Annotated in this window: 25 protein-coding genes; 14 read left to right on the top strand and 11 right to left on the bottom strand. The window is 56.4% G+C overall.

Annotation, left to right across the window (positions count from 1 at the left end):
- Window positions 1-122: 122 nt before the first annotated feature.
- From HMPREF3130_RS09825 to HMPREF3130_RS09795, 7 genes are all read right to left on the bottom strand, one after another.
- Window positions 123-1,418, bottom strand: a complete 1,296-nt coding sequence (locus HMPREF3130_RS09825) for a hypothetical protein (protein ID WP_070429858.1) — start codon at window positions 1,416-1,418, stop codon at window positions 123-125.
- Between the two features lie 55 nt (window positions 1,419-1,473).
- Window positions 1,474-2,823 (bottom strand): protein phosphatase 2C domain-containing protein, encoded by a 1,350-nt coding sequence (locus tag HMPREF3130_RS09820; RefSeq protein WP_083276379.1) that lies wholly within the window; start codon window positions 2,821-2,823, stop codon window positions 1,474-1,476.
- A gap of 11 nt (window positions 2,824-2,834) precedes the next feature.
- Window positions 2,835-3,521 carry a vWA domain-containing protein gene (locus HMPREF3130_RS09815; protein ID WP_048760650.1) on the bottom strand — a complete coding sequence of 229 codons (687 nt, stop codon included), beginning with the start codon at window positions 3,519-3,521 and terminating at the stop codon, window positions 2,835-2,837.
- 88 nt (window positions 3,522-3,609) lie between these two features.
- The gene (locus HMPREF3130_RS09810; RefSeq protein ID WP_070429856.1) at window positions 3,610-4,089 is read right to left on the bottom strand and encodes a hypothetical protein; all 480 of its coding nucleotides are present in this window, start codon (window positions 4,087-4,089) and stop codon (window positions 3,610-3,612) included.
- Between the two features lie 147 nt (window positions 4,090-4,236).
- Window positions 4,237-6,006 carry an Hsp70 family protein gene (locus HMPREF3130_RS09805; protein WP_070429855.1) on the bottom strand — a complete coding sequence of 590 codons (1,770 nt, stop codon included), beginning with the start codon at window positions 6,004-6,006 and terminating at the stop codon, window positions 4,237-4,239.
- 73 nt (window positions 6,007-6,079) lie between these two features.
- Entirely contained in the window at window positions 6,080-7,735 is a 1,656-nt protein-coding gene (locus HMPREF3130_RS09800) for a hypothetical protein (protein WP_070429854.1), read from the bottom strand.
- A complete protein-coding gene (locus tag HMPREF3130_RS09795) occupies window positions 7,735-8,997 on the bottom strand; it encodes a hypothetical protein (RefSeq protein ID WP_141737806.1) in 1,263 nt (420 codons plus the stop codon). The genes HMPREF3130_RS09800 and HMPREF3130_RS09795 overlap by 1 nt, the downstream gene beginning before the upstream one ends.
- Window positions 8,998-9,236: 239 nt before the next feature.
- Between HMPREF3130_RS09795 and HMPREF3130_RS09790 the strand changes: the two genes are divergently transcribed.
- Window positions 9,237-10,121, top strand: a complete 885-nt coding sequence (locus tag HMPREF3130_RS09790; protein WP_070429852.1) for a hypothetical protein — start codon at window positions 9,237-9,239, stop codon at window positions 10,119-10,121.
- Window positions 10,122-10,162: 41 nt separating this feature from the next.
- Entirely contained in the window at window positions 10,163-10,822 is a 660-nt protein-coding gene (locus HMPREF3130_RS09785) for a class I SAM-dependent methyltransferase (protein WP_083276377.1), read from the top strand.
- Between the two features lie 20 nt (window positions 10,823-10,842).
- On the opposite strand, the gene HMPREF3130_RS09780 is transcribed toward HMPREF3130_RS09785, so the two are convergent.
- Entirely contained in the window at window positions 10,843-11,739 is an 897-nt protein-coding gene (locus HMPREF3130_RS09780) for a carbohydrate kinase family protein (protein WP_070429850.1), read from the bottom strand.
- 22 nt (window positions 11,740-11,761) lie between these two features.
- Here HMPREF3130_RS09780 and HMPREF3130_RS09775 point away from each other — a divergent pair, with 22 nt between their 5' ends.
- Window positions 11,762-13,111, top strand: a complete 1,350-nt coding sequence (locus HMPREF3130_RS09775) for a glycoside hydrolase family 32 protein (protein WP_070429849.1) — start codon at window positions 11,762-11,764, stop codon at window positions 13,109-13,111.
- Window positions 13,112-13,277: 166 nt separating this feature from the next.
- A complete protein-coding gene (locus HMPREF3130_RS09770) occupies window positions 13,278-14,060 on the top strand; it encodes a formate/nitrite transporter family protein (RefSeq protein WP_070429848.1) in 783 nt (260 codons plus the stop codon).
- A 45-nt stretch (window positions 14,061-14,105) separates the two neighbouring features.
- Here the strand turns inward: HMPREF3130_RS09770 and HMPREF3130_RS09765 are convergent, their stop codons facing one another.
- Together HMPREF3130_RS09765 and HMPREF3130_RS09760 are read right to left on the bottom strand one after the other, a co-directional pair.
- On the bottom strand, window positions 14,106-14,822 hold the full coding sequence (locus tag HMPREF3130_RS09765) for a VIT1/CCC1 transporter family protein (protein ID WP_070429847.1): 717 nt from the start codon (window positions 14,820-14,822) through the stop codon (window positions 14,106-14,108).
- A 129-nt stretch (window positions 14,823-14,951) separates the two neighbouring features.
- Window positions 14,952-16,193 carry a multidrug effflux MFS transporter gene (locus HMPREF3130_RS09760; RefSeq protein WP_246815146.1) on the bottom strand — a complete coding sequence of 414 codons (1,242 nt, stop codon included), beginning with the start codon at window positions 16,191-16,193 and terminating at the stop codon, window positions 14,952-14,954.
- Between the two features lie 297 nt (window positions 16,194-16,490).
- Here HMPREF3130_RS09760 and rplN point away from each other — a divergent pair, with 297 nt between their 5' ends.
- The 10 genes from rplN to rplO all read left to right on the top strand — a co-directional run bounded on the left by rplN (window position 16,491) and on the right by rplO (window position 22,059).
- A complete protein-coding gene (rplN, locus tag HMPREF3130_RS09755; protein WP_038627660.1) occupies window positions 16,491-16,859 on the top strand; it encodes a 50S ribosomal protein L14 in 369 nt (122 codons plus the stop codon).
- Window positions 16,860-17,174 (top strand): 50S ribosomal protein L24, encoded by a 315-nt coding sequence (gene rplX, locus HMPREF3130_RS09750; RefSeq protein WP_005509963.1) that lies wholly within the window; start codon window positions 16,860-16,862, stop codon window positions 17,172-17,174. It begins immediately after the preceding gene.
- 2 nt (window positions 17,175-17,176) lie between these two features.
- Window positions 17,177-17,731, top strand: coding sequence for a 50S ribosomal protein L5 (gene rplE, locus HMPREF3130_RS09745; protein WP_005509901.1), 555 nt, complete (start codon window positions 17,177-17,179; stop codon window positions 17,729-17,731).
- Between the two features lie 382 nt (window positions 17,732-18,113).
- Window positions 18,114-19,010 carry a GDSL-type esterase/lipase family protein gene (locus tag HMPREF3130_RS09740; RefSeq protein WP_005510051.1) on the top strand — a complete coding sequence of 299 codons (897 nt, stop codon included), beginning with the start codon at window positions 18,114-18,116 and terminating at the stop codon, window positions 19,008-19,010.
- Window positions 19,011-19,413: 403 nt separating this feature from the next.
- Window positions 19,414-19,812: a 30S ribosomal protein S8 gene (rpsH, locus tag HMPREF3130_RS09735; protein WP_005509822.1), complete on the top strand. Its 399-nt coding sequence runs from the start codon at window positions 19,414-19,416 to the stop codon at window positions 19,810-19,812.
- Between the two features lie 15 nt (window positions 19,813-19,827).
- Window positions 19,828-20,364, top strand: coding sequence for a 50S ribosomal protein L6 (gene rplF, locus HMPREF3130_RS09730; RefSeq protein WP_005509895.1), 537 nt, complete (start codon window positions 19,828-19,830; stop codon window positions 20,362-20,364).
- Entirely contained in the window at window positions 20,364-20,762 is a 399-nt protein-coding gene (rplR, locus tag HMPREF3130_RS09725) for a 50S ribosomal protein L18 (RefSeq protein ID WP_005510009.1), read from the top strand. The genes rplF and rplR overlap by 1 nt, the downstream gene beginning before the upstream one ends.
- A 34-nt stretch (window positions 20,763-20,796) precedes the next feature.
- Window positions 20,797-21,414, top strand: a complete 618-nt coding sequence (gene rpsE, locus HMPREF3130_RS09720) for a 30S ribosomal protein S5 (protein WP_005510059.1) — start codon at window positions 20,797-20,799, stop codon at window positions 21,412-21,414.
- A 5-nt stretch (window positions 21,415-21,419) separates the two neighbouring features.
- Window positions 21,420-21,605, top strand: coding sequence for a 50S ribosomal protein L30 (rpmD, locus tag HMPREF3130_RS09715; RefSeq protein WP_005509843.1), 186 nt, complete (start codon window positions 21,420-21,422; stop codon window positions 21,603-21,605).
- A 7-nt stretch (window positions 21,606-21,612) separates the two neighbouring features.
- Window positions 21,613-22,059 carry a 50S ribosomal protein L15 gene (gene rplO, locus HMPREF3130_RS09710; protein ID WP_070429846.1) on the top strand — a complete coding sequence of 149 codons (447 nt, stop codon included), beginning with the start codon at window positions 21,613-21,615 and terminating at the stop codon, window positions 22,057-22,059.
- Between the two features lie 97 nt (window positions 22,060-22,156).
- On the opposite strand, the gene HMPREF3130_RS09705 is transcribed toward rplO, so the two are convergent.
- Window positions 22,157-24,037, bottom strand: a complete 1,881-nt coding sequence (locus HMPREF3130_RS09705; protein WP_246815145.1) for a 6-carboxyhexanoate--CoA ligase — start codon at window positions 24,035-24,037, stop codon at window positions 22,157-22,159.
- Between the last annotated feature and the right edge of the window lie 31 nt (window positions 24,038-24,068).

The following is a 24,068-nucleotide window of genomic DNA, read 5'->3' as shown; positions in this document are numbered from 1 at the left end:
AGTGCAAGGAGTTACCGTGAGTACCTCCGCTTCCGTTTCCCATGCCGTATCCGCCGTTGACTGTGGGAAGCGATGTTTTCTTTCGCATCTGAGACTGACCAGCTCAAGATATTTCAACGAGCTCATTGTGAACTGTCCTTAGACTCGCCCATGCGAACCAAGAGCCAGCAGAGGTTCACGATAAACATGATGAGCATGAAGAAGCCGGAACCCGGATGACCCCCGATAAAGTTCATAAGACACATAAGTCCTGCCACAATGGTCCAGGTAATTGGCCAGCCAAGGCCCTTCTTCTCGGTTGAGTCGACGTCGCCGTTAGACGGTTGGGAGGCGGTAGTAGAAGTGGCATTTGTTGATGTCGTAGCCGTGGTTTGTGTGGTTGCTGGAGTATTACTAACGGCATTAGTCGAGACAGCCGAAGGCACAGGCCTTCCCTGTTTACGTCGTGAAATGGTCTTCGTCGCTGTAGAGGTGCCACTCGAGGTCTTAGCCGACGTGGTCTGCGTCTTAGCGGAGGTGACTTCCGCTACCTCGGTAGATGCCTTTTCCTTCCCCTCGCTAATCGCGCCGAGCCAATCACGGGGAGTAGGCCTGCTTGAGCTGGAAGCAGCGAGCGCACGTTGAGTGAGGGATCGAACGGAGCTAACAGTTCCAGCTGGTAAATCGTTTGGGTTGCGGGTGGACTGATCGGAAGCCAGCAGACGCAGTGCAAGCAAACCAAACTTGTATGCATCGCTTTCTTTAGTCTGCGGTTTTTCCCCATTCGGCACGTCCCAACCAGGTGTCTGCACATCGGGCCCCTCAGATGGGCCAATACTCATGGAGTCGCAGTCCAGCAAGTACACATGTGGGCCGGGGGCGTTGTGGCAGAAGAGCAGGTTCTTAACCGAAATGTCTCCGACGCGAATCTCAGCACCATGAAGAACGCGAAGTAGGTTCGCACAATCTTCCAAGAATTCGTAGCGTTGACGTTCGCTTACCTTCAGGCCGATTGCCTGTTCAAATTCAGGGCCATTCAGCAAATACTGCAATTCCGCTGCACGTTTCGTGGTGCTTGTCGACGTTGGAGAAAGAAGCTGGAAGAAACGATCCGGAATTAACGGCATGATTATGCCGACGGTCTTTCCGTCATCACGCACTAAATGAGTTGGCCATGCCGCTTGATTGAGCAGCCACTCTTTGCGATCTGGGGCGACCTCTCCGAGTTTGTTAATGAACTTGACCAGTTTCTCCAGATGGGCCTCGTTGACCTTGTCAGGTGACTTGTACTTTTTAAAAGCACAGGGGCGAGACGAAAAATGTGTAGAACCGAGCTTGTAGACGACTCCTTCGCCACCGGATCCGAGCTTTTCCAGGCCGGAAGGCAGTTCACTCAGTTCAACTACAGGAGTGGTAGTAGTTGCTTCGTGTGCGCTCATTAAAAGGGTTCCTTTGAAAAGTATGGTGTAACAATCTGATTGGGGCTAGAGACGGCTAGCTATCCGGAACTCCAATGTGGGCTGGCCAAATCGCAACTAGGGTGCGGTCGTCGTCAAAGCCGGCCTTGGAGAAGTCCACTAAGTGACAAAATTCAGTAGTCGATGGCACCCGCTTGTAAAGGCGTTTGACAAAGAGGTCAGACAACGGGCCACCACCGCCACCGAGGGGATCTCCAATGCCGTCGGTTCCGAAGAGCACCGTTTCGTCACCAGCGCTTTCGAAATAGACGGCATTCAAGTTTTCTGGAACCAGTGGGAGTGGATTTACAGCTGATGAGCTAATTGCAGAGTCACTTTCTTCCTTCCCGCCTTCAATCAGCTCCACACCATTAGCGGTGACAGTCCAGGAACCCGAGTCGCCGATTGACAGGACATGCCCGCGGAGCCCGTTGTCACACTTGGAAATAGCAGCGCAGACCAGTGTGGAAGCGAAGTCCATTGGGTCTTCGCCAGCTTCTTTTGCAGCAGTCTGAATGCTGTAGGAAGCTCCCTTCGCCAGCGAAATCCATTCCTGTTGGCTCAGGTTGTCCTTGTACATCTTCTTCAGCCATCCGATGGCGTAGCGCGCTGCGATTGCAGAGCCTCGGTGGCTTTGTGGGGCAGCTGAAACTCCATCGGCGACTGCTACGAAGAGGGTGTTGCCATCGTCGGAAAGCAGAGTATGCACGGAGTCCTGGCGAGGTGCGCCGTTGTATCGATGCATGCGTCCGCGCAAGCTGACAGAGCGCATCGCAAACTGCTTAGAGCGCCAGCCATCGATGACGGTGTCGGGGACTTGGCGGCCAGTACCGAATTTTGTGTCAACGATGATGGGATCGACTTCGGCGCCGGCATCACCGACAACCAGCGGCGCGAGACCATCGTCATGCGAAGTGGCGGTGATTTCCGTGCTGAAGGCGCGGTTTGTTGCCGATGTGGGCTTTGGCTTGGGGCTGGGGGCTGGTTTGGAGGCGTTAGAAGGAGTTCCGGAGTTCTCGTCTGCCGGCTGAGTAGGTCGGAAGGAACTAGCAGGGCCAGCGTGGTAATCCGAGTAACCGCGTTCCGGCATGATGCGCGTGTCGAGGCCGGGAGTTTCGTAATTGTGGGGGACACCAGTGTGGAAGTCTCGGCGCGGAGAACTGGGATTCGAATAGGGCGCGGCAGTGGAAGGTCGGCTGTCGAGGCGAAGCGAGGAGGGGTAGTCCCTGCTCTGGCCGGTATTCAAGTCTTCGACCGCACGCGGATCGTTAAAGGGATGGAGTAAATCTCTCGGACGGACGCGAACGAGTTCTCCGAGGACACGTGAGGCCAGGCTCTTCTGAGGTGGATTGTGAAGGTAACGCTCGTGCTGGGAGTAGTTTGTCATCGCAGTTTTCCTTACAGCTCGTCCATGTCGATCTTGACGAAGTCATCGGGAATATCAGTAATGATTTCCGGTGAACCATTGGCGACGGAAGTGCCAGAGCTGATGACGGACTGAGTAAGCGAAGACATGAACTCAGACAACATGGCACCGGTGTCTGCGCCCTGCGCTGCCTGGAATGCCCAGCCGTTCTTGCTGGCCATTTGTCCGATAATCTGCGCATCCGATTCACCGATACCGAATGCCAAGATATTTGGGTGGTGTGGTGCGTTCTGAAGGTCGCTCAGCGCTTCCTGCCAGAGATCATCGGACATGGGGTAGCCGTCGGTAAGCAGGAAGACTGCGGGACGGTTGACGCGGTAACCTTCGGCCTTGAGCTGCGCTACGTCGTCTGGGATTTGGGCGTTGAGCAGGTCAAACGCAGTAGAGAAATATGTTGCGTACCGTGCGGAAAGCGTTGGCATCTGCTCAACATGGCGCAAGTCAGCGTTGCTGAGGTACAGGCGTGCCTCGTTGTCGAAGCCAATCACAGAGAAACGAACATTTGCGGCAGCAAAAGGCGCCATTCGAATCTCGTTAAGCAGGGATTGGAGGCCGGAGTTGAGCTCAGCGATGTCCGGCCCCATTGAGCCAGATTCGTCAGCGACGAAATAAATCGGCAGGATATTTCCGCGGGGTTCCATGTTCATTCCGGTAGTCATGAGAAGTCCTTTTTCGAGGTGGAGCGAGTGGCGAATAAGTAGTAGGGGGGGATTGGGAAGAGAGAAAGCTACGCTGTTACTCCGGGGTTTACTCGGAGTTTGAATTGGGCTTTAGCTTGCTCTTTGCAGACTGCGACGATTGCGATTCAGAGTCTGACATCGAAGTTTTCGGCTGGCTTTGCTCTTGGTTAGTTTCCGAACCTTGGGTGTAAGAGGAGTCTTGCTCGTAGGAGCCGCCATTTACGTCATTGCTTGATGGCTGTTCGTTCACGCCATAGCCCGTTTCGTCCGAATTCGATGAGGGCTCGCCTGTCGATTCAGAATCATCTTCCGATGGAGTCTCGCTTTGCTCTGAGGAAGTTGGAGTGGACGAAGTCTGGGATGGCGTAGTGGGGTTCTGATCTTCATCGGCTGAGCCTGATAGTGAAGAAAAGATGTTGATGAGCAGCACCAACACGATCACGATGCCAATAAGCCATGCAATAAATACGGCAATGGTGCGAGCTCGCGGGTCTTGCGTTGGGCCTCGGCCACGCGGGGGCGTGAGGTTCGGGGACGTGCGAACCATGCGGTTCCCTCCTGGAAATAAGGTCGGCATTTCAAAGTGTCTGACCTATAGAGGAGGGAGGAGGCGAAAAAGTTCCCAGCTTCGTCAAAAATTTTCAGTTTAGAAAAATTTAGACCATGAGGATAGGAAAACAGTTAGTACCGTGGACTAGGGCCGCTGAGGCTGTAATTTGGCGTCGAGAACAGCTGCGACATCTTGAAGAACATTTTTCTCAATTATCTCGTCAGAAGTCGACTCGACGATAAGCCAGCCGAAGTCACGGACATAGACAAAAACCTGAGCGGGTTCGAGGTAGTCAATACCGCCTTTTTCCTTTTCGTACCAGCTCGCGATTCGCGAATCGGAAGAAGGATTGACGGTAGATACGGACATTGAGGTCCCGGCTGGGGTGTACGTCCTAATAGAAAGAGAACCTTCCGGTGCGCTGTCCTCGCCGCTGAATCGACATTCGGACGTGCCTGCAAAACCGGAAATATCAGGGGTCGCCTGGGGGAAGCCCTTGATGCCATCCAATTCATCTTTTACTGCATCAACCATTGGTTCACAGGAGAAGTAGCCGTCTTTGAAAGCCGGCGCATCTGGCTTTAAGACGGTCGCTTTGAGGTTGCCAATGGACACATTTGGATACGTGTGAAGGGTTGCAGAAGCATCGCTTTCCGACGAGGCTGCGGGGTCTGCAGCCTGGTTGGAGGATTCATCGGAACCATTACCGACAAAGTAGAACATGCCTGCGGCGATTACGAGGCCTGCTACCACTGCGCCAATGCGTGTGGCTGCCTTTTGCGAGAGCGCTGGTTTCTTTGAAGTGGGGCTGTCAGTATCGTTAACTGGATGGGTTAGGGTGCCTCCGCTGGTAGGTTTGCTCGCCTGTGCAAGCAGGATTTTCCCGTATTCAGCGGCTCCGAGAGCTACCGCTGTAATGGGCTCCTCAATGGGGAGAACCTCCATCGACTGCTGAACGACGCGGGAAATAGCAGGGGTTCGGACCGTACCACCCACGAGTAGGCCGCTGAGCATTCCTGGAGCTTCACCGAGCAAACTGGTCTTGTCGGCGATAAGAGCGCGAATCCGCTCAACATCGTCCGCAATAGCCGCTTCGAACTCGTCACGGGTAATGAGAAGCTCTTCGCTGTCGACAGTGAAGCTAGCATCAGGGGATTCCGAGAGCGCCTCACGAACCTTCTTCGCCTGTGATTGGAATTCGAGTTGTCCCTCGACTGAGTGAATTTCTTCAGGCAGTGCCCCAAATTCTTCGAGAGTCCGGGATTCCATGAGTTCAATCATGGCGAGGTCGAAGTTGTTTCCACCGATTGTGTTCTCGCCGCCGTCGGCAAGCACACGTGGTGACGCGGTATCCATATCGACGACCGCGACATCGCAGGTACCGCCACCAACATCGAGGACGAAGAGCTTGCCCGTGCGGTGTCTTTGCGAGACAGAGTAAGCAGCGGCAATTGGTTCAGAGACCAGCTCGATGGTGTCTTCATCGAAGCCAGCAGACTTGGCGGCGTCAATAAGTACTGTGCGTGCCGACGAAGGCCACGCTGCAGGGTGCGTAAGTATGAGCTTCGTTGGAAAGTCGGAAAGAGAAGAATCCCTATTTCCCAAATGCATCAGAGCCGAGCGGCGGACTTTCTCGATGATTGTGGCGAAGAGTTCCACCGCGCGCTGGTTATCTGAGCCGACGAAGCGCTTAGGGGAGTGTGCGAAAGCACTTGGCGCATCGGCTGCGTGATCAATTGCCTGCTGACCCGTGTAGACCGTATCGCTGGTGAGGAACACGGCCGCAGGCATCCAGGATCTAGCTTCGGTGCCCGTGCTATAGCCGAGGGGAACGATGGATGCGGGGTTGTCGTCGATTGCTGCCGCAGCGACAACGCTGGAATTACCAATATCGAGAGCGAGTAGCCAAGACATAGAGGACATAACTTTCACATAAGACGGACTGGCAGGCTTGGGGAGACCCAATACCTAGTCAGCGGTGAGCGTACTAGCGTGACGTGAGTAGCGGATCTACGCGCTGAGCAAGTTGTATGAGATTCGAAATCGTGTCGTTGCTGAGAGAATTTGGGTTTAGTTTGGAATAAAACCTTTGCTCCTCGGCCAGAGCTTCTGGATCCGGCCCATTTTGTCGCACATCTTCAGGGTCCTGTTCTTCCAACGGATTGTCGAGGTAAAAGGTGGCGATATCAAAAGATGTCAGATAGTTAGTAGGAATCGACATAATCAGGCAGGCAGACTTTTCGTTGTCTGCTCCCTTTGTGCCGTTTTCGGCATCTTTGCTGTCGGTAGTGTCGTTCTCATTTGAATGACAACGGTAGACATTCAGCGTTGGAGTTTCGGCTTTTTCCAGTTCCAGAGTTGGTTGGGGATTCTCATCGCTGCCGTAAAGTGGTGCGCTTTCACCTGGGATGTATACGAAATAGTGCCAATCAGCCAGAGCGCTGTCTGAATCGGGAGCAACATCCTTCAACGACATGGAGTTTGGCAGACGGAGTTTGCTGTTGGCGCTAGTGGTGGTGACAGTAACCGGGACGGAGCTATAGGTTTCAACTTCCACAGGCGAGAATGTGTTCATTCCGCCGAGATTGGAATTGAACCAACAGGTAACACTTTGCTTGTCAGAAGCGACTTTAAACAGCGGAGTATCTTCTCCAATTTCAGGGCTGGAATTGTAGTCGCCGGGAATGCGATGGAAGTCGGAGACAAGACCAGTTTCGTGCTGGTGAGTCAGAGAAGAATTGAGTACATACTGACGGCAGTCGAGACCATGTTTCGTTACGAAAGCTGACCGCTCGATTGCAAGATTCTGACTGTTAGAGGCCTGTCTTCCAGGCTCCTTAGCCGCCGCAATCGAGGTAGAAAGAGGCTCCGCAGCGGCATCGACGAACTTGGTCAGAAGATCCTGGGAGGACTTCAATTGATCCGGTGAAATGAAGCCTTCCGGGAACAACACCTTTGCAGTTAGACACCCGAGCTGCGGATCCGATAGACGTGCTGCGACCGCTGCGATGCCAGCCTCATCAGGATTGAGGTTGAGAACTTCCCACTTTTGGTCCGGCCTCGGCGTGAGCGAGTCAATAGATTCTGGGGTTTGTTCAGCCTCCGTCGGAGCACAGGTAGAGCTGGACTCAATGACAAAGGACCGATAGTCCATCGGCAATTCGAGGTACAGCAACATGTCATGAGTGCTGGTTGCAGCCTCGGTACTGGCATCGTTAATTCCCCCGACATCACCCGTGGCTACGAATGTCATTGGGCAAACGGTCGTGCCATCATCTCGCCTTTCGACGGCTAGTTGACGTTGCCCCTGTGCCTTGCCCAGTGTGCCGGGAATTTGTTGGCGCACGCTAATCGGAATTGTTTCGTCCAAAGTTGTGCAGTCGAATTTTCCGTCGCGGACAAGGAAGTTCGTCGGCTTTGTGGCGACATCAGAAGCTGCATCGGCGGAGGCATCAGCAGGAGCACCGGATTCTGCCTCTTGCGATTCTGAGCGCTGCCACCAGAAAATAGCCGTTGCTACGAGGGCGATAAGCACTACGACAGCCGCAACTACTAGAGTCTTCTTCTTGGGCGCTGAAGCACTCGGCTTACTAGATTGCTGCTCCGTGGTGGTGCTGGTTTGCTGACTGTCAGGAGTGTTCATTACTTCTGTTCCTTGTCATTCGTAGCGGGCTGATCAAGGGACTTCTCCAGAGCAGAAAGCGACCCAGCAACTGGTGAAATCTTTGCTAGTACTTTCTGCAAATCGGGCAGATTGCCCTGGTCACTGTAAGACCGAACAACAACGCAGCCCTTAGCTTCATCCTTGTGCAACAGATTCAGAGAGATCTCACCCTGATGCTTACCGTCTGAGGCATACTGTGCTGGTCGTGGGTCAACAAAGTACGACCACTCCGGCAGCTTTTTCAACGCGACCCCGCTGTTCGCGGTGCAGACAGAATGTTCTGGGTCGGACACGGTAATGATGTCAACCTCGTCGAAGTTATGCGAGAAGCCGCATAGCTCAGTGCCTGGCACGGAGGACTCAACGTTTTCAGTGTCCTGGGGTGAGCTAATTCCAGCCTTAGCTCCTGGCAGTCTGGGGATTTCCAGACCGACCTCTTTAGCCGCTTTCATCGTCGCAGTATCCATAAATGCTCGACAGCTGTAGTGACCATTGCGGTAGAAGGTGAGAGATGACTTTTGAGAAGCGTCCGCAGATGTTTTCGCGTCCACGGTTTTGTTTGCAGCTACTGCTTTCACACTGCGATCCAGAATTGGAGCAATCTTTTCGGCAACGTCCCTGGCTTTCTTCGCCGCCACAGCATCCGCCTCCGGGGTCGTGCCCGCCGCCACATGGATATCGCGCATAGCGGCTACGAGCAGAAAACCGCGCTCCTCATTGCTGTAAAAAGAGCCATAGCCCTGAATTTCCGCATCGTCGTTCTTGATGGGAATTTCGTGAACCCAGCCGAAGGCATCGGGCTCTGCATCTTCCGGTTTTCCATCCCACGGAGTGGTTTTGGACACGATGAAGTAGTTGAACTGCACGCCGTCTTCTACCGAAACAGCACGTTCACAAATTATTCGTCCGTCTGCACCCGTTGAAACGGACTTTTCAGTGAGTCGATTGAATTCCGGAATATACGCAATTCCTGACTCGACCAACTGCGTTAAAGATGCCTGGTCAAAAATAGTAGAACAGTCGAACTTTCCATCACGGATCATGAAAGCTGAATCAGCGATGGCTGGTGTTTCCACAACGGGAGAGGCCGGACCGCTCTCATCGACGTCGTTAGGCGTGACGTGCATAACTTGCATCACGACGACCGCCGCGACCATACAGGCAGCGAGAATTAATGAAGACTCGGCCAATGTTCGCCGAGCAAAACGGCTACTCAGTTGAGATTTTGATGACTGTGCCATTTCGTGCTCTCGTACAAAGTTCCTATTTCGTAGTTACGGAGTGCGGTAACTAAGATTTTCTCACTTTATTATGGCATTTACTCGCTGATAAATGTTTTTCAACCACTGCGGGAACTTTTTCCCTTCTGCGGACCTCTAACGGGGTGAAACACTATGCAGCGGGGTCTTGTGACGATCCGCTGCCACTAGCTTTCGCCAGCAGTTTAGAAACTGACTGCGGTGTATATGGAGGAGGAAAGTTGCAGGACAACGAGCCGGTGCGCAGGCAGGGGCCGCGTCGTAAAGCAGGCTCTGAGGGGATTCCCGAAGAGCAAGAACGGACACCGCGTAATGAGGAGACCGCGGCGCCAGCTGTGGACGCTGATACGGCGAAACGCGATACGCCGAGGAAGAAGACCGACGGTGCCGGTGATGTGGCTAGTGTTGATTCGAAATCGTCGAACTCAAAGGTCATTCTTGGTGCGTTTATTGTTCTTCCTCTTGTCGTAGCTCTTGCTGTGGCGATAGTAGCGGGGCTGAACAGGGAAGACGGCAACGAAGCGGTCGCGGCTGATGATGCGTCTATGAGTACTTCGTCGACCCCGACAGTCGAACCGATTGATTATGACGCTGCAGAATTGTCGGCAGGTCGCTATTGCTACGATGCTCCGGATACTGAATATGAGGAAGATTGGCGAGATATCCGTGACACGTGTGTCCAGTTGGTGCTGGACGAAATTCGAGACGAAGAGGATACATTCCGCAGTGAAGCCGTATTTGGTGAGTCCGGTGAAATCGATAAAGAAGCGATTGAAGCAGTGCTCGGCGATCCCGAAGACTTCTTAAAAAACCACGGATACACAACCACAACGTCGACCACAACAACAACTAAGTCGTCGACCTATACGCCTAGCCCCACGTACCAGGAGCCGGAACCGACCTATGAGGAGCCCTCAAACTCGGGCGGAAACGCAGATGCAGGGGTTGGCGGTGGCGGACGCCAGCTCGCGTGGCGAACCGTTGGTCCTTTCGGCGGGCTGCAAGGCTGTGAGAGTATGGCCAGCCAAGAGCCACTTTATGCCTCCGAGTGCTACGTAGGATCGGACAATCTCTACTACTACGACTCAAAGGTGCAAGCCGGTTAACGTATCCTGCCCCTGACCAGTCGCTGCCCGCCTACGCCATAATGGTGTCCATGAGCAATGGCACCCACAATCACCGCACCTGGAAAGAAATTATCGCCGCCGATCCGCAGCACTCCCGTCGCTACGCCAACCGATGGCGAGGATTTATGCGCGAGGGGCGTGATATTGATGGCGAGGCTCGGCTGGTGGATGCGATGGCGCCGCGCCACGCTCGAATTCTGGATGCCGGTTGTGGGCAAGGGCGTGTGGGCGGTTACCTGGCAAAAGCAGGACATCGAGTCGTTGGCGTCGACGTCGACCCCTACCTCATCGACGAGGCGAAGCGTCAGTTCCCGGACGTGACGTGGTTGGTAGGGGACTTGGCGCAATTGCCGCAGGTGCTTGACGACGGCCTGGAGAACACGCCCCACTCCGATACGAAACCTGTCTTTGATATCATCATTTGCCCTGGCAACGTGCTGACTTTCGTAGCGACGGAGGGCCGAGGGAAGGTACTGCAGGGGTTCGCGGAGGTGCTGAACCCGGAGGGCGGTCGTGCCATCCTCGGCTTCGGCGCTGGCCGTGGCTGGGACTTTGCGGATTTTGAAACCACTGCGCAGGAGGCTGGGCTCACCGTGATGCAGCGTTACTCCACGTGGGATCTGCGGCCGTTCGACGATGAGTCTCAGTTCCTGGTTGCCGTGCTCGAGCGAGCTAAATAGAGCGGGCAAAGTAGGGAGAGCTAGGTGAGCTGAGCCAGCAATTCTTCAACCTCAAGCTTGGTCGGCGGCTGCGCTCCCTTTCGGGACACCGTGATGGCGGCCGCAGCTGCCGCATAGTGCAAAATCTCGCGCCACTGGTCCGTTGATACGGAAGGCAGGTCAGCGGCCGTCAGACCTCGTTCCTCAATTTGCGCCAAAAGTGCTCCCATAATTGTGTCGCCAGCGCCGATGGTGTCAACGACATCCGCATTGACGGCGGGGACATCGACGCGGTTGCCGTCGGCAAGCAAAGTAAGCCCCTCGCCGCCACGCGTGACGACGGCAACCGGAACTTTAGTGAGCACCTCTTCGCCGAGGAACTCGACTTCCTCATCCGAGAGCTTCAACAAGCTGACGTAGGGGAGTAGGCCTAAGAGGAAATCGCGGTGTGCATCCGTGGCAGACAGTGGGCGAATGTTTGGATCCAGTGCGACCAAGGTGCCGTTGGTGGCGAACTGCTTGAGCAATTCCGCGTACCGGCTGGCGCCTGGTTCCAGCGCCAGTGACAGCGTGCCAAAGCATGCGATATTCGCATCGATGAGCTTCGGCTCCACCAGCGGGGTGGCCGTGCCGTCGGTGTAAAAGGTGTACGTTGCCGAGCAATCGTCGTGGATGGTGGTTACCGCCAGAATGGTCGGCTCTGGGCCACGCTGAACGTAAGAGGTGTCGACCCCTTCGGTTTCCAAGTGTTTGACCAGCTCATTTCCGAATCCATCTGTAGACAGGCGGGACTGGAAAATAACATCCGCACCGAGGCGCGAGGCCGTAACCGCGACGTTGTAGGGACCCCCGCCTAGCGTCGGCACGTGGTTATTGAGGCTGCCAGGCGATACCGGAACGAGGTCAACCAGACCTTCGCCGCAAACACAAATAGCCATGACGTCAATAATATCGGGGAGTATGAGCTATCGGCCGAATTACCATCTGTCACCGCCACAGGGCCGACTGAATGACCCGAATGGCCTTTTCGTGGACGGCGAGACATTGCATGTGTTCTACCAGCATGATCCATGCTTTCCACATGCGCCGAAGAGAACTGGGTGGGGGCATGCGTCCGCTTCGCTCACGACAGCCGAGCGGTGGCGTCATCATCCAGATGCGCTGTATCCGGACATGCCCTATGACAAGCACGGTTGTTACTCGGGCGGCGCGGCTGTTGATGACGGTGATGTATGGCTCTTCTACACCGGAAACTTGAAGGCAGACGGTCGCCGTATACCATCGCAGAACCGCGTCCGTGCGCTTGCTCCCTCCGGTCCGGAGGGTGGCATCTATTTGCGCGATCCGGCTAACCCTCTGATTCCTGACACCGAGCCAGGGTTCACCGGGCACTTCCGTGACCCCCAGATTGTTCGTGAAGCAGATGGCTGGCGCATGGCTATCGGCGCCCAGACCGAGGACGAGAAAGGCACAGTGGTCCTCTATCGCTCAGCTGATTTAGTGGACTGGCATTTCGAAGGGCCACTGCAATTCGATATCACCGGCGCCAAGCCCGGTCTGAGCCCGGATATTCTTCCCGGCGGCTATATGTGGGAATGCCCGAACCTCATCACGATGACAGACGAGGCCACAGCCGTGGAAAAACAAGTTCTCGTTTTCTGCCCGCAGGGGCTCGACCCCGTGGACGTCGATGGGCAAACTCATTACGCCTCGTCTGATCAATGCGGATACATCGTCGGCACGCTCGATGGCACAACATTCCATGTCGAACGCGGTTTCAGCGAACTCGATTACGGATTCGAATTTTACGCACCACAACTGATTGAAACCGGTGCCGGCGATGCCATCATGCTCGGCTGGGTTGGCTTGCCCGCCCAGGATGACAAGCCCACAGTTGCCGACGGATGGGTACATTCGCTCACATTGCCGCGCCGAGTTTCGCTTTACGACGGCACCCTCCGGCAGCGGCCAATGTGGGAAAACCTCCCCGCCGTCGCAGGAGGCAGTAACGCTCTGGAGATGGAAGGTTACGGAAATGTGGTTGTCGCTAAGGCTGAAGGCGAGGGCTCGTGGAAACTCGTCGACCAGGCTGACTGCGTGGCTTTCAAGGTGGAACTCCGAGAGGGAATTCTTCAACTGGAGCGTGGGGGAGAGCAGCGTCGAATAGCGTGCCCGAACGGAAATCTGTTTTTGGTAGCCGATGGCTGTGTGGTGGAAGTCTATGCCGGAGATGGTGCCATTGCGGCGTCGCAATCGGTGTTCGCAACGCGAGGTCGTCGCTGGAAAAGCTGGGTTCAGCTGTCATCCTAAGTAAAATCCACCGCCCGTTGACGGTGAATCGCAGTTTCTGGTTGCAGCGCCAAAGTGGGGGTAGGGTGCTGTGACCGTCGTAAAGCAGTTGCGTTTCCGTGCCGGCCTGTCGTTATTCTTTTATGCGAATAACTGCAATTAACGGCACGCAGGGAAAGGCTCGGCGGTGACGCTATACGAAACGCTGGATACGGCTGGTGACAAAAAACAGGAACTGATGACGCAGGACTACGGACGTTTTGCGGTTCGAGCGGTCCTGGCGGGCATGTATCTGACGTTGGGAACGGCCTTTGCAGCGGTAGCTGGCCAAGTGGCCGAAGGTGTTGCTCCGGGCACTGGGGGACTGGTCTTTGCGTGTCTGTTCGGGCTTGGACTGTTCGCCATTGTGGTGCTCGGTGCAGAGCTGGCGACTGGCAGCATGATGTTTGTGTCCTGGTCCGCTGCACGCGGTCGCATGTCGTGGGGAGTGGCCCTTCGGATGGTGGCCGTCGCCACGTTCTACAACTTCATCGGTGCCGCGATTGTGGCGCTGGTGCTAAGCCAGAGCGCCAAACTCGGTGGGATTGATGACACACATCTGATTTCCACCTTGACCGAGGGGAAGCTGGCCAAGCCGTTCTTCGGTGCTTTCGTAGAGGCGATGGGCGCGAACTTCGTGGTCAATATGGCTGTTTTAGGCGCGCTACAAGCCAAGGAAATCATTTCAAAGTTCGCTGTGATTCTGCCGATTATTGCGGTGTTCGTTGGGCTCGGGCTTGAGCACGTGATTGCGAACTTCTCGCTGTTTTCCTTGGCCTTTTTCGCCGATCCGCGTCCTGCCGGCTTCGATGGCCTGCACATTACAGGCAACTGGGTGGCAGTGTGGTTGGGCAACTTCGTAGGCGGTGGCCTGGGAATTGGCGCGCTCTACGCCTGGTTGAACCAGACGAAGACCAGCTATGTTGATTAGCTTTTGAGCTTTGCCGGAGCCTATCCGACGGCCTATCTCAAAGGGCTATCCGACGGCCTGCCCGAAGAGCAGGCCGACGAAGTAGGACACAATCAAACCGAGCGCGCCACCGATGACCAGACGTAGCGCAGCCTTGCCGGAGTGCGTGGAGCTGAGCTTGCCGCTGATGTAGCCGGTCAAGGCCAACGTCACGATGGTGACAACGGTGACCGCAATCGCGCCGGAGGTGGGGCCGGTGAACACCAGCGCCGCAATCATCGGCAGGATGGCGCCGAGTAGGAACGACAGTGCCGAAGAACCAGCAGCCGCCCAGGGGTTGGTAAGTTCCTCGCCGTCAATGCCCAATTCCAGCTTTAGGTGAGCTGCCAGCGGATCATTTTGTGCGATGCCGTGGGCAGCATCTTCGGCGATATGTTTTGGGATGCCGTAGCCAGAGAGAATCCCCACGAGCTCCTTATGCTCTTCATCTGGAAACTCTGTAAGCTCGGCCTTTTCTTTGGCAATCAGCGCTCGCTCAGTATCGCGCTGGGTTGAAACCGAGACGTATTCACCCAGAGCCATCGAGATAGCACCAGCGATAACGGCGGCGGCACCAGCAGTCAGAATGGCTTCGCGAGAGGAACCTGCTGCAATCACGCTGAGCAAGATTAGAGCAGTGGAGACGATGCCGTCGTTGGCTCCGAGGACTCCGGCGCGAAGCCAGTTGAGCTTCGACGTCTCAGAAGACTTATGGGGTTCATGAGGATGCGCGTACGTGGTCATGGCAGGACCTTTCTCCCATGTCAGCCTCACGCCTACGGGTGGTACGAGGCCTCACCATCGATTTAATGCCGATTCGGGCACATTCTCAACCAGCGAAGTGAAACGAGGGCAGTCCTGTCGTATGTAGTTTTATGCCAGCTTATGTGGGTGTTTGCGGAGGCCGTCGCGCGTCAATGTCAATACCGCGATTAGCGCAATCAGCGCGCAGGTCAACATTGATATAGCCATTGATAAGGGCAGATTGGAACCAAGCCCCACCAACGGGGAAACCGTGGCGGCCGCGAGGAATTGTGTGAAGCCCATGAGACCGGAACCTGAGCCAATTCCGATATCTCGAACCTCCTCAATTCCGAGTGCCGTGGCATTGGCGAAAATTAGCGGCATCATCGGCACCGTAATGAACAGCAACAGCCAAGTAGTGAAGAAGGTAATCCCGACGATGGCGTTAATAATCAGGCCTACCGACGTCACGAGCATGACCGTAAGAGCAACGAAAATACCCTTGCGGGGATGAAGCCGGTTGAGCATCTTGCCGTTGAGGATTGACACAAATGTCAACATCGCTGCATTGGATGCGAACACGAGAGAGAACTGAGTAGGGGTGAGTCCCAGCAGCTCCTGGAAGATAAAGGGTGACGCAGCGATATAGGAGAACATCACCGAGAAGCCACCAGCGAAAGCTAACAAGTAGCCGACAAATACGGGCCGCTGTAGCAGCCTGCCGATATTGGGCAGGAGATTGCGCAGAGAGCCTGTGGAGCGTCGCTCTGGCGGCAGAGTTTCCGGAACCATCAGAAACACAATCGCGACCATCGCGACGTTGATGGCTGCGAGAAACCAGAACACGCTGCGCCAGCCGAATGCGGGGCCCAGAAAGCCACCCACAAGGGGAGCGATTGCCGGGGCGATGGAGGAAATGCCCATCAGCGTGGAGAAAGCTCTCGCTGATGCTTTGCCCGTCAAGAGGTCTGGGACTACAGCACGAGCCAGAACCACTGTGGAGCCGCCAGCTAACCCCTGGAACAGGCGCATTGCGATCAGCGTGCCAATATTCGGTGCTATTGCACAGAGGATTGACGAGCCCAAGAACACCAAAGTCGCAATGAGAAGCAACTTCCTGCGGCCCAAACTATCGGAGAGAGCGCCAATGACGAGCTGCCCTGCAGCCATGCCAATCATGAAGGTTGTCAGCGTGAGCTGAACCATTGACTCGGTCGTGGAGAACTCCTTGGCTATCTCCACGAAGGAGGCCAGGTAAGTATCGGCACCGAACGGGGCGGCGGCGGATAATAAGGCCAAGCCGGCAATAAGCGATAGCGGCAGCGTCTGTGCTGGCTGTGCCTGAGCGCTCTCGGAATGTTGATTTGTCACTGTCCCAGTATAGGGTTGCCCCGGAATAGGGTTGCTGCGGAGGGTATAAACCATGTTGGGGGCATGAAACGAAGGGATTTTGTTGTCCCGCACGAACGTGCCATAATACACAGGTTGCGCGAAGTGGCTGCGTGCTGCTCTCAACGGTCTATGGCCGTAGTTAGCACGAGGTCAAATCGATATGGAAGCTGCCTCTAGCAGGTACTTTCGTCGTAAAGCGTAAACACAAGACATAAAGACCGCGTGCGTTTAGGACGGAAATCTGACGCACAATGCAACCAGGTCAGGAGAAACGCAGTGATTCAGCAGGAATCCCGTCTGCGCGTTGCCGACAACACTGGTGCACGTGAAATCCAGTGCATCCGCGTTCTCGGCGGCTCGACCCGACGCTTCGCTGGCATTGGCGACACCATTGTCGCAACTGTCAAGGAAGCTACTCCGGGCGGCAACGTCAAGGCAGGCGAAATTGTTAAGGCAGTCATCGTCCGTGCGAAGAAGGAGACCCGTCGTCCGGACGGCTCCTACATCTCGTTCGACGAGAATGCAGCTGTCATCATCAAGGCCGACGGTGAGCCAAAGGGCACCCGTATTTTCGGCCCGGTCGCGCGTGAGCTGCGTGACAAGAAGTTCATGAAGATTGTCTCGCTCGCACCGGAGGTGATTTAAGTGAAGATCCGTAAGGGCGATACCGTGCTGGTTATCTCCGGTCCGGACAAGGGTGCTCAGGGCAAGGTCATCGAGGCCTACCCGAAGCGCGACAAGGTCCTGGTCGAGGGCGTTAACCGTATCAAGAAGCACGTTGCAAACTCCGCTGCGGAGCGCGGTGCATCCTCGGGTGGCATTGTCACTCAGGAAGCTCCGATTCACGTGTCGAACGTCATGCTGGTCGACGAAGATGGTACCCCGACTCGCGTTGGTTACCGCTTCGATGAGGACGGCAAGAAGGTTCGCATCTCCCGCCGTACCGGGAAGGACATCTAAGCATGAGCGAAAACTACACCCCTCGTCTGAAGGCCCGTTACCGCGATGAGATTCGCGGCAAGATGCAGGAAGAGTTCTCCTACGAGAACGTCATGCAGATTCCGGGCGTTACCAAGGTCGTCGTCAACATGGGCGTCGGCGCTGCTGCTCAGGACAAGAAGCAGATCAACGGTGCTATCAACGACCTGACTCTGATTACCGGCCAGAAGCCGGAGACCCGTCGTGCTCGCAAGTCGATCGCTAACTTCAAGCTTCGTGAAGGCGACGCCATCGGCGCTCGCGTCACCCTGCGTGGCGACCGTATGTGGGAGTTCCTGGATCGTCTGCTGACCGTGGCTCTGCCGCGAATCCGCGACTTCCGCGGTCTGTCTGACCAGCAGTTCGATGGTCACGGTAACTACACCTTCGGTCTGTCTGAGCAGACCATGTTCTACGAGATCGACGTTGACAAGATCGACCGCCCGCGCGGTATGGACATCACCGTCGTGACCACCGCTACCAATAATGAGGAAGGTCGCGCGCTGCTGCGCGAGCTGGGCTTCCCGTTCAAGAAGTAGTTTTGCCTCTTCGGTAGCTTCTGTCTGAAGCCCCGGATGCCGCTTGGCCTCCGGGGCTTTTTGCTGCTCTGTTAACTGCTTATGTTCGTGGGGGAGTGAGGTCACCGTGCGGGGCCTGCGTAAAAGTTACCAGTGTTGCCGGTGTGAAAGTTGACCCTTTTTGGGGGTTGAAAATTAGTAAATCCACAAACTTTCTCAGTTGAAAGTTAGGCGTTCGTGATGATTTCGTTGTAAACTGCCATTCGTCATAGTGACGGCCGCCAAAATGCATTGTGGTCGTTATCAATTTGGGCAAGACTTAAGTGGCTTCAGCTTCTGTGTGGTTGAGCCAGTGGTTCTACACAGGGCGGTTCTTAAGTTAAAACGCAAAGGGATTAACTACATGAAGAACTTCTCCGTGGCCGTCCGCTCGGCTGCTATTGCAACTGTTGCGGCTCTGGGCCTGAGCTTGGGCGCAGGTGCTGCCAACGCACAGCCGGCACTGCCGGAAATGCCGAACATTCCGATTCCGGGTATCGGCGACACCGGCCCGAAGGGCGTCAAGCAGATCGTCACCTTCGGTGACTCCTTCACCGCTAATGCCGGTAAGGGTGGCCCGCGTGGCCTGGCGCCGGGGCAGAACGTGCTGGTCGCTAACTGTGCCACCGACATGGAAAACTGGCCGAAGATTGCAGCGTCGAAGCTGAACAAGTCCCTGGGTGACTGGTCCTGTAACGGTCTTGGTGGCTTCCCGGGTCAGCTCCTCGCATACCTGGAAGCTTCCATCCAGTACGGCGACATCGGAGAGGGCACTGAGAAGGTTGTCCTGATGTACGGCGGCATGGACTGGGTCCAGTGGGTTGACGTGGCAGGCGAGCTGGTCGCAAAGCCGGACCCCAAGGCTCCTTCTGCGTTCAAGCAGACGCTGCGTCAGTTCACTGACCGCGTCCACCAGGTTGCTCCGGGTGCTCAGGTCGTCCTGGCTTCGTACCCTGAGTACGCTACCAATGACCAGCTGTGCCTGGTGAACGCCCCGAACCAGACCTTCCCGATCCCGGCACCGGGTGCCAGCGAGATTCAGGGGGCATTCCGCGACAGCATTCGCTCCGCGTCTCAGCACGTAGGTGCCGGCTTCATCGACGTCTACGAGGCAACCCTCGGCCACGGTACCTGCAACCCAAACCCGGATGAGCGCTTCGTCGCCGGTTTCGCAGATCCGGTGATGGGCCCGATGACCAATCACCCGACGGTGGCTGGCGAAAAGGCTATGGGTAACATCATCGCCGACCAGCTCTACTAATTTTCTCCAGCCGGCACCATGTCGGCTAGGAATTGAGTTCCACTGCTAATTGGTGGGGCTTCACGCCGCGAGCGGACTAACGTCCGTCCGTGGCGTTTTTGCATTTCGGCCGGTATTTGTTAGTATCACCAGGTCTGCCCTCTATAAGAGGTGCGGCAGTAAAAATGTAAGAACTTTGCTGTAGGCCCCTCGCCTCGCATCGTCTCTGGCGTCACCTGGGTGGCGAGCTGACTCGGCTATTGAACCGAGTTGGCGAACAGTAGCCCTTAAATCGCCGGAATCACGATATTGGTAATCGCTCCATCTTAAGCTTTTGCCGTGTGACAGTTGCTGTTTGCGCGTTCATTGGAGTTAGCCACGAGGTGGGAAGGAACCGCAGCGAGAAAGGAAGCGGTCACTAACCATGACCATGACTGACCCAATCGCCGACATGCTGTCGCGCGTGCGCAACGCTAACAACGCGTACCACGACTCTGTCTCGATGCCGTCGTCCAAGCTGAAGGCTAACATCGCCGAGATCCTCAAGTCTGAGGGTTACATTGCGGACTACGCAGTCGAGGATGCCAAGGTCGGCAAGACCCTGACCCTGAACCTGAAGTACGGCCCGTCCCGCGAGCGTTCGATCGCTGGCGTGCGTCGCGTCTCCAAGCCGGGTCTGCGTGTTTACGCAAAGTCCACTAACCTGCCGAAGGTCCTCGGCGGCCTGGGCGTGGCTATCATCTCCACGTCTCAGGGCCTGCTGACTGACCGTCAGGCTTACGAGAAGAAGGTTGGCGGGGAAGTCCTCGCTTACGTCTGGTAAAGGGGGAACTACACAATGTCTCGTATTGGTAAGAACCCTGTCGTTGTCCCGGCAAACGTTACTGCCCAGGTCAACGGCCAGGACGTTTCCGTCAAGGGCCCGAAGGGCGAGCTGTCTGTCTCTATCCCGGCTCCAATTACCGTTGAGCTGAAGGACAATGAGATTGTGGTCAACCGCCCGGATGACCACCGTAAGAGCCGCTCCCTGCACGGTCTGTCCCGTTCGCTGATTAACAATATGGTTGTCGGTGTGACCGAGGGCTACACCATCAAGATGGAAATCTTCGGTGTCGGTTACCGTGTCGCCAAGAAGGGCAAGGACCTCGAGTTCTCCCTGGGCTACTCGCACCCAGTCCTGATCGAAGCACCGGAAGGTATCACCTTCGACGTCGACGGCACCACCAAGCTGTCGATCACAGGTATTGATAAGCAGCAGGTCGGACAGCTCGCAGCTAACATCCGTCGTCTGCGTAAGGATGATCCTTACAAGGGCAAGGGCATTCGTTACGATGGCGAGCAGATCCGTCGCAAGATCGGAAAGACGGGTAAGTAATGAGCAACACCAACGAAAAGCGCCTCCCGGTAGGCAAGGACATCTCGACTCGTCGTCGTGTCGCCCGCGCCCGCCGTCACGCACGCTTGCGCAAGAACGTCCGCGGCACCTCCGAGGCACCGCGCCTCGTCGTGCACCGCTCTTCCCGCCACATCACCGCTCAGGTTATCGACGACTCCATCGGTCGTACCCTGGCAGCTGCTTCCACTCTGGACGCAGATCTCCGTGGCTTCGAGGGCGACAAGAAGGCCAAGAGCGCCAAGGTCGGCGAGTTGATTGCTGCTCGCGCTAAGGATGCTGGCATCGAGAAGGTCGTTTTCGACCGCGGTGGCTACCAGTACCACGGCCGCGTTGCTGCTCTGGCCGAGGCTGCCCGTGAAGGTGGTCTGAAGTTCTAATGCGCACTTACAAGTCCAACGGAAGGAATGCGTGATGTCGGAACGCGATAAGCGCGAAGGCGGACGTAACTCCGCTGACAACAAGAACAACAACCGTCGTGGTGGCCGCGGTAACGACCGTCGCCAGCAGGACGAGCGTTCGCAGTACATCGAGCGCGTAGTAACTATCAACCGAGTTTCCAAGGTCGTCAAGGGTGGTCGTCGCTTCAGCTTCACCGCTCTGGTCATCGTCGGTGACGGCGAGGGCATGGTCGGCGTCGGCTACGGCAAGGCCAAGGAAGTACCGGCAGCTATCCAGAAGGGTGCTGAAGAGGCTCGTAAGAACTTCTTCCGCGTCCCGATGATTGCTGGCACCATTACCCACCCGGTTCAGGGTGAGACCGCTGCTGGCATCGTCCTGCTGCGCCCGGCTGCTCCGGGTACCGGTCTGATTGCCGGCGGCGCTGTCCGCCCGGTTCTCGAGTGCGCCGGTGTTCAGGATGTTCTGTCCAAGTCGCTGGGTACCAACAACTCCATCAACGTTGTTCACGCAACCGTTGATGCCCTCAAGCAGCTGGTTCGCCCTGAAGAGGTCGCCGCACGTCGTGGCAAGTCCCTCGAAGAGGTCACCCCAGCACGTATGCTGCGCGCACGCGCAGGTCAGGGAGCGTGATTTCCATGGCACTGAAGATTACCCAGGTCCGTGGTACCGCTGGTACCAAGCAGAACCAGAAGGATTCGCTGCGCACCCTCGGCCTGAAGCGCATCAACGATTCCGCCGTTCGCCCGGATACTCCGGCTGTGCGCGGTCTCGTGAACGTTGTGCGTCACCTGGTCGAGGTTGAAGAAGTAGCGGGGGAGTAGGTAAACCATGAGCGAACCAATTAAGCTCCACGACTTGGCCCCGGCTCCGGGAGCTAAGAAGAAGAAGACTCGCGTCGGCCGTGGTGAGGCTTCCAAGGGTAAGACCGCTGGTCGCGGCACCAAGGGCACCAAGGCCCGCAAGCAGGTTTCGGCAGCATTCGAGGGTGGCCAGATGCCACTTCACATGCGTCTGCCGAAGTTGAAGGGCTTCAAGAACCCGGCGAAGGTCACCTTCCAGGTGGTCAACGTTTCGGATCTGGAGCGTCTGTTCCCGAACGGTGGCGACATCACCATCGCCGACCTGGTTGCAAAGGGCGCTGTCCGTGCTAACCAGCCGGTGAAGGTCCTCGGCGACGGCGACATCAATGTCTCCGTCAACGTCACCGCAACCAAGTTCTCGGGCTCCGCAGAGTCCAAGATCGAGGCTGCAGGCGGCTCTGTCACTGAGGCCTAAAGCATTCAAGCTTTAACAAGAGAGCTCTTAACCCACGTGGTTAGGAGCTCTCGTTGTATTAAGAGGGGAAGGGGAGAGGGCAGCGCGAACCGCTGGTTTACAGCAGGCCAGTGTTGTGCAGAGCCCGCTCCAGTTGGTCGATGTCAGCGTCCGTATGGAGCGCGGTAATGGTCAATCGCAACATTGCCTCACCACGGGGGACCGTCGGATAGCGAATTGCAGGTATGAACACGCCTAGCTCCGCTAACTGGGCTGAGGTGTCCATCGCTACGGTCTCGTCCCCGACGGGCAGCGGGATGATTGCAGATGCGGGGTCTGACTGCGCGCCAACCAGGGAGCGGACGCGCGCAATATTACGTTGCAATCGCTTGACGACGTCCCCAACCTCCAACTGCTTCAACGCTGCGCGGATAGCTGCGACAGAACCAGGGTTCATGGACGTTGAGTACACGTAGCTACGGGCTTGATTGCGTAGCAGTTCGCCAACTGGTGCCGAGCAGAGAACGTATCCTCCTTCGACACCGAGAGCCTTGCTCGCGGTGCCGACCACAATGTCCGGGCGAATGCCCAGGTGCGCTGCAGTGCCACGACCGTGTTCTCCGATAACGCCGACGCCGTGGGCGTCGTCAAGCATCAGCCATGCGTTGCGACGGTGACAGGTGCGCTCGAGTGCCGGGCCGTCGATGACCTCGCCTGACATAGAGAACACGGAGTCGGAGATGACAAGTTTGTGGCGGGCGCTCGATGTTGCGAGGAGACGGTCGAGTGCCTGGTAGTCAGTGTGCGGAAAGACCGTGACTCTAGCTCGGGCATTGCGGCATCCGTCAATGATGGAAGCATGGTTGGCGGCGTCGGAGAAGATTTCAACGTCGGCGGTGGCGATGGCAGCGATGGTTGAGTGGTTCGCCTGGTAGCCAGTAGCAAAGAGAACGGCATCGTCGAAACCGAAGAACTGCGCGAGTTCATTCTCAAGTGCGCTGTGGATGCTAGTGCCAGTGGTTAGGCGAGACCCGCCGGACCCGGTGCCGAAATGTCCAATTGCCTCGGTGGCAGCTGAGACGAGTTCAGAGTGCGTGGACAGGCCGAGGTAGTCCGAAGAAGAAAACAATAGGTAGTCGGCTCCGTCAATTCGGCTATGCGGTAGTTGTGCGGTTTCGAAAGTGCGCAGTGTGCGGGCAAGTCCTGCACCGGCCCAGGCCGTGTTTCTTTGGGCGGCGATTGCTGAGAGGTCGCTGCTGAGGCCGGTAGTGTCCGTCGAGAAACTGGCGTCAGCTGGGAGCTCGATATAGACCGGCGTGTTCTCCAGGTAATCGATTAGCTCGGGGATATCGGTGCCGGGTTCAACGATGAAAATGCGAGTACCAAGAGTGCTGCCGTGGTCCTTGATATTGGGGATACGGTGGAAGATTCCGTCCAGTGCGAGATAGCCACGCGTGTAAAAGGGATCGTCGGAGAGGCAGATTTCTGCGACGATGCCCGGGGCGCAGTGAACCTTGGATGCGAGGATGAGCGCCTCGTGAAAATGGTCCTTGGCGCAGTCCTTGCTGGGGTGTGAGATGGCATCAAAAGTGGAAACCCGTCCACCGCGGACTGGGTTTGGGTCGAGCCGCTCACCGGAGGAGGCATCGATAAGAGCGGCGCCGCGAAGACCCGTGAGTGAATAGGCCATCTCGACGGCGATATCGGCGGCCTGTATACCTGCAGCGTGTAGGCGTTGAGTAATGAGCTTGCGGGCGTCCCCAGGGCTGGAGTTCGACTCTAGAAAGGGGACTAACGCCGACACGGTGCTGATGGTCGACTCATCAATCTTGTCCGCAGTGATGTGAATTGTGTCGGCTCGCCCCTTGTCGTGGTGAAGTGCACGGCTAGTCATAGCAGAAGCCAACTGAGGTAGTTCGGTGGCCGGTGCAAGACGCTCAGCGCCAGAGATATGGCAGCCATCGGCGCTGGAGCGCATGCGGATGCTGTAGGTACTCACAGAGCAAAACTTTAACACTGTTCAAGTTTTG

Source organism: Corynebacterium sp. HMSC14B06 (assembly GCF_001807075.1).
GTDB classification, from domain to species: domain Bacteria; phylum Actinomycetota; class Actinomycetes; order Mycobacteriales; family Mycobacteriaceae; genus Corynebacterium; species Corynebacterium jeikeium_D.
The sequence above is the reverse complement of the archived record's forward strand: the minus strand, read 5'-3'. Positions and strand labels throughout refer to the sequence as shown.

What these genes read in the sequence shown, in the direction of transcription:
- HMPREF3130_RS09775 (WP_070429849.1), top strand. Translation starts at nt 11,762, where the DNA reads ATGAGCTATCGGCCGAATTACCATCTGTCACCGCCACAGGGCCGACTG.
- HMPREF3130_RS09820 (WP_083276379.1), bottom strand. Translation starts at nt 2,823, where the DNA reads ATGACAAACTACTCCCAGCACGAGCGTTACCTTCACAATCCACCTCAG.
- HMPREF3130_RS09810 (WP_070429856.1), bottom strand. Translation starts at nt 4,089, where the DNA reads ATGGTTCGCACGTCCCCGAACCTCACGCCCCCGCGTGGCCGAGGCCCA.
- HMPREF3130_RS09815 (WP_048760650.1), bottom strand. Translation starts at nt 3,521, where the DNA reads ATGACTACCGGAATGAACATGGAACCCCGCGGAAATATCCTGCCGATT.
- rplR (WP_005510009.1), top strand. Translation starts at nt 20,364, where the DNA reads ATGAGCAACACCAACGAAAAGCGCCTCCCGGTAGGCAAGGACATCTCG.
- rpsH (WP_005509822.1), top strand. Translation starts at nt 19,414, where the DNA reads ATGACCATGACTGACCCAATCGCCGACATGCTGTCGCGCGTGCGCAAC.
- rpsE (WP_005510059.1), top strand. Translation starts at nt 20,797, where the DNA reads ATGTCGGAACGCGATAAGCGCGAAGGCGGACGTAACTCCGCTGACAAC.
- HMPREF3130_RS09785 (WP_083276377.1), top strand. Translation starts at nt 10,163, where the DNA reads ATGGTGTCCATGAGCAATGGCACCCACAATCACCGCACCTGGAAAGAA.
- rplE (WP_005509901.1), top strand. Translation starts at nt 17,177, where the DNA reads ATGAGCGAAAACTACACCCCTCGTCTGAAGGCCCGTTACCGCGATGAG.
- HMPREF3130_RS09780 (WP_070429850.1), bottom strand. Translation starts at nt 11,739, where the DNA reads ATGGCTATTTGTGTTTGCGGCGAAGGTCTGGTTGACCTCGTTCCGGTA.
- HMPREF3130_RS09800 (WP_070429854.1), bottom strand. Translation starts at nt 7,735, where the DNA reads ATGAACACTCCTGACAGTCAGCAAACCAGCACCACCACGGAGCAGCAA.
- rplF (WP_005509895.1), top strand. Translation starts at nt 19,828, where the DNA reads ATGTCTCGTATTGGTAAGAACCCTGTCGTTGTCCCGGCAAACGTTACT.
- rpmD (WP_005509843.1), top strand. Translation starts at nt 21,420, where the DNA reads ATGGCACTGAAGATTACCCAGGTCCGTGGTACCGCTGGTACCAAGCAG.
- rplO (WP_070429846.1), top strand. Translation starts at nt 21,613, where the DNA reads ATGAGCGAACCAATTAAGCTCCACGACTTGGCCCCGGCTCCGGGAGCT.
- HMPREF3130_RS09765 (WP_070429847.1), bottom strand. Translation starts at nt 14,822, where the DNA reads ATGACCACGTACGCGCATCCTCATGAACCCCATAAGTCTTCTGAGACG.
- HMPREF3130_RS09795 (WP_141737806.1), bottom strand. Translation starts at nt 8,997, where the DNA reads ATGGCACAGTCATCAAAATCTCAACTGAGTAGCCGTTTTGCTCGGCGA.
- HMPREF3130_RS09825 (WP_070429858.1), bottom strand. Translation starts at nt 1,418, where the DNA reads ATGAGCGCACACGAAGCAACTACTACCACTCCTGTAGTTGAACTGAGT.
- HMPREF3130_RS09805 (WP_070429855.1), bottom strand. Translation starts at nt 6,006, where the DNA reads ATGTCTTGGCTACTCGCTCTCGATATTGGTAATTCCAGCGTTGTCGCT.
- HMPREF3130_RS09740 (WP_005510051.1), top strand. Translation starts at nt 18,114, where the DNA reads ATGAAGAACTTCTCCGTGGCCGTCCGCTCGGCTGCTATTGCAACTGTT.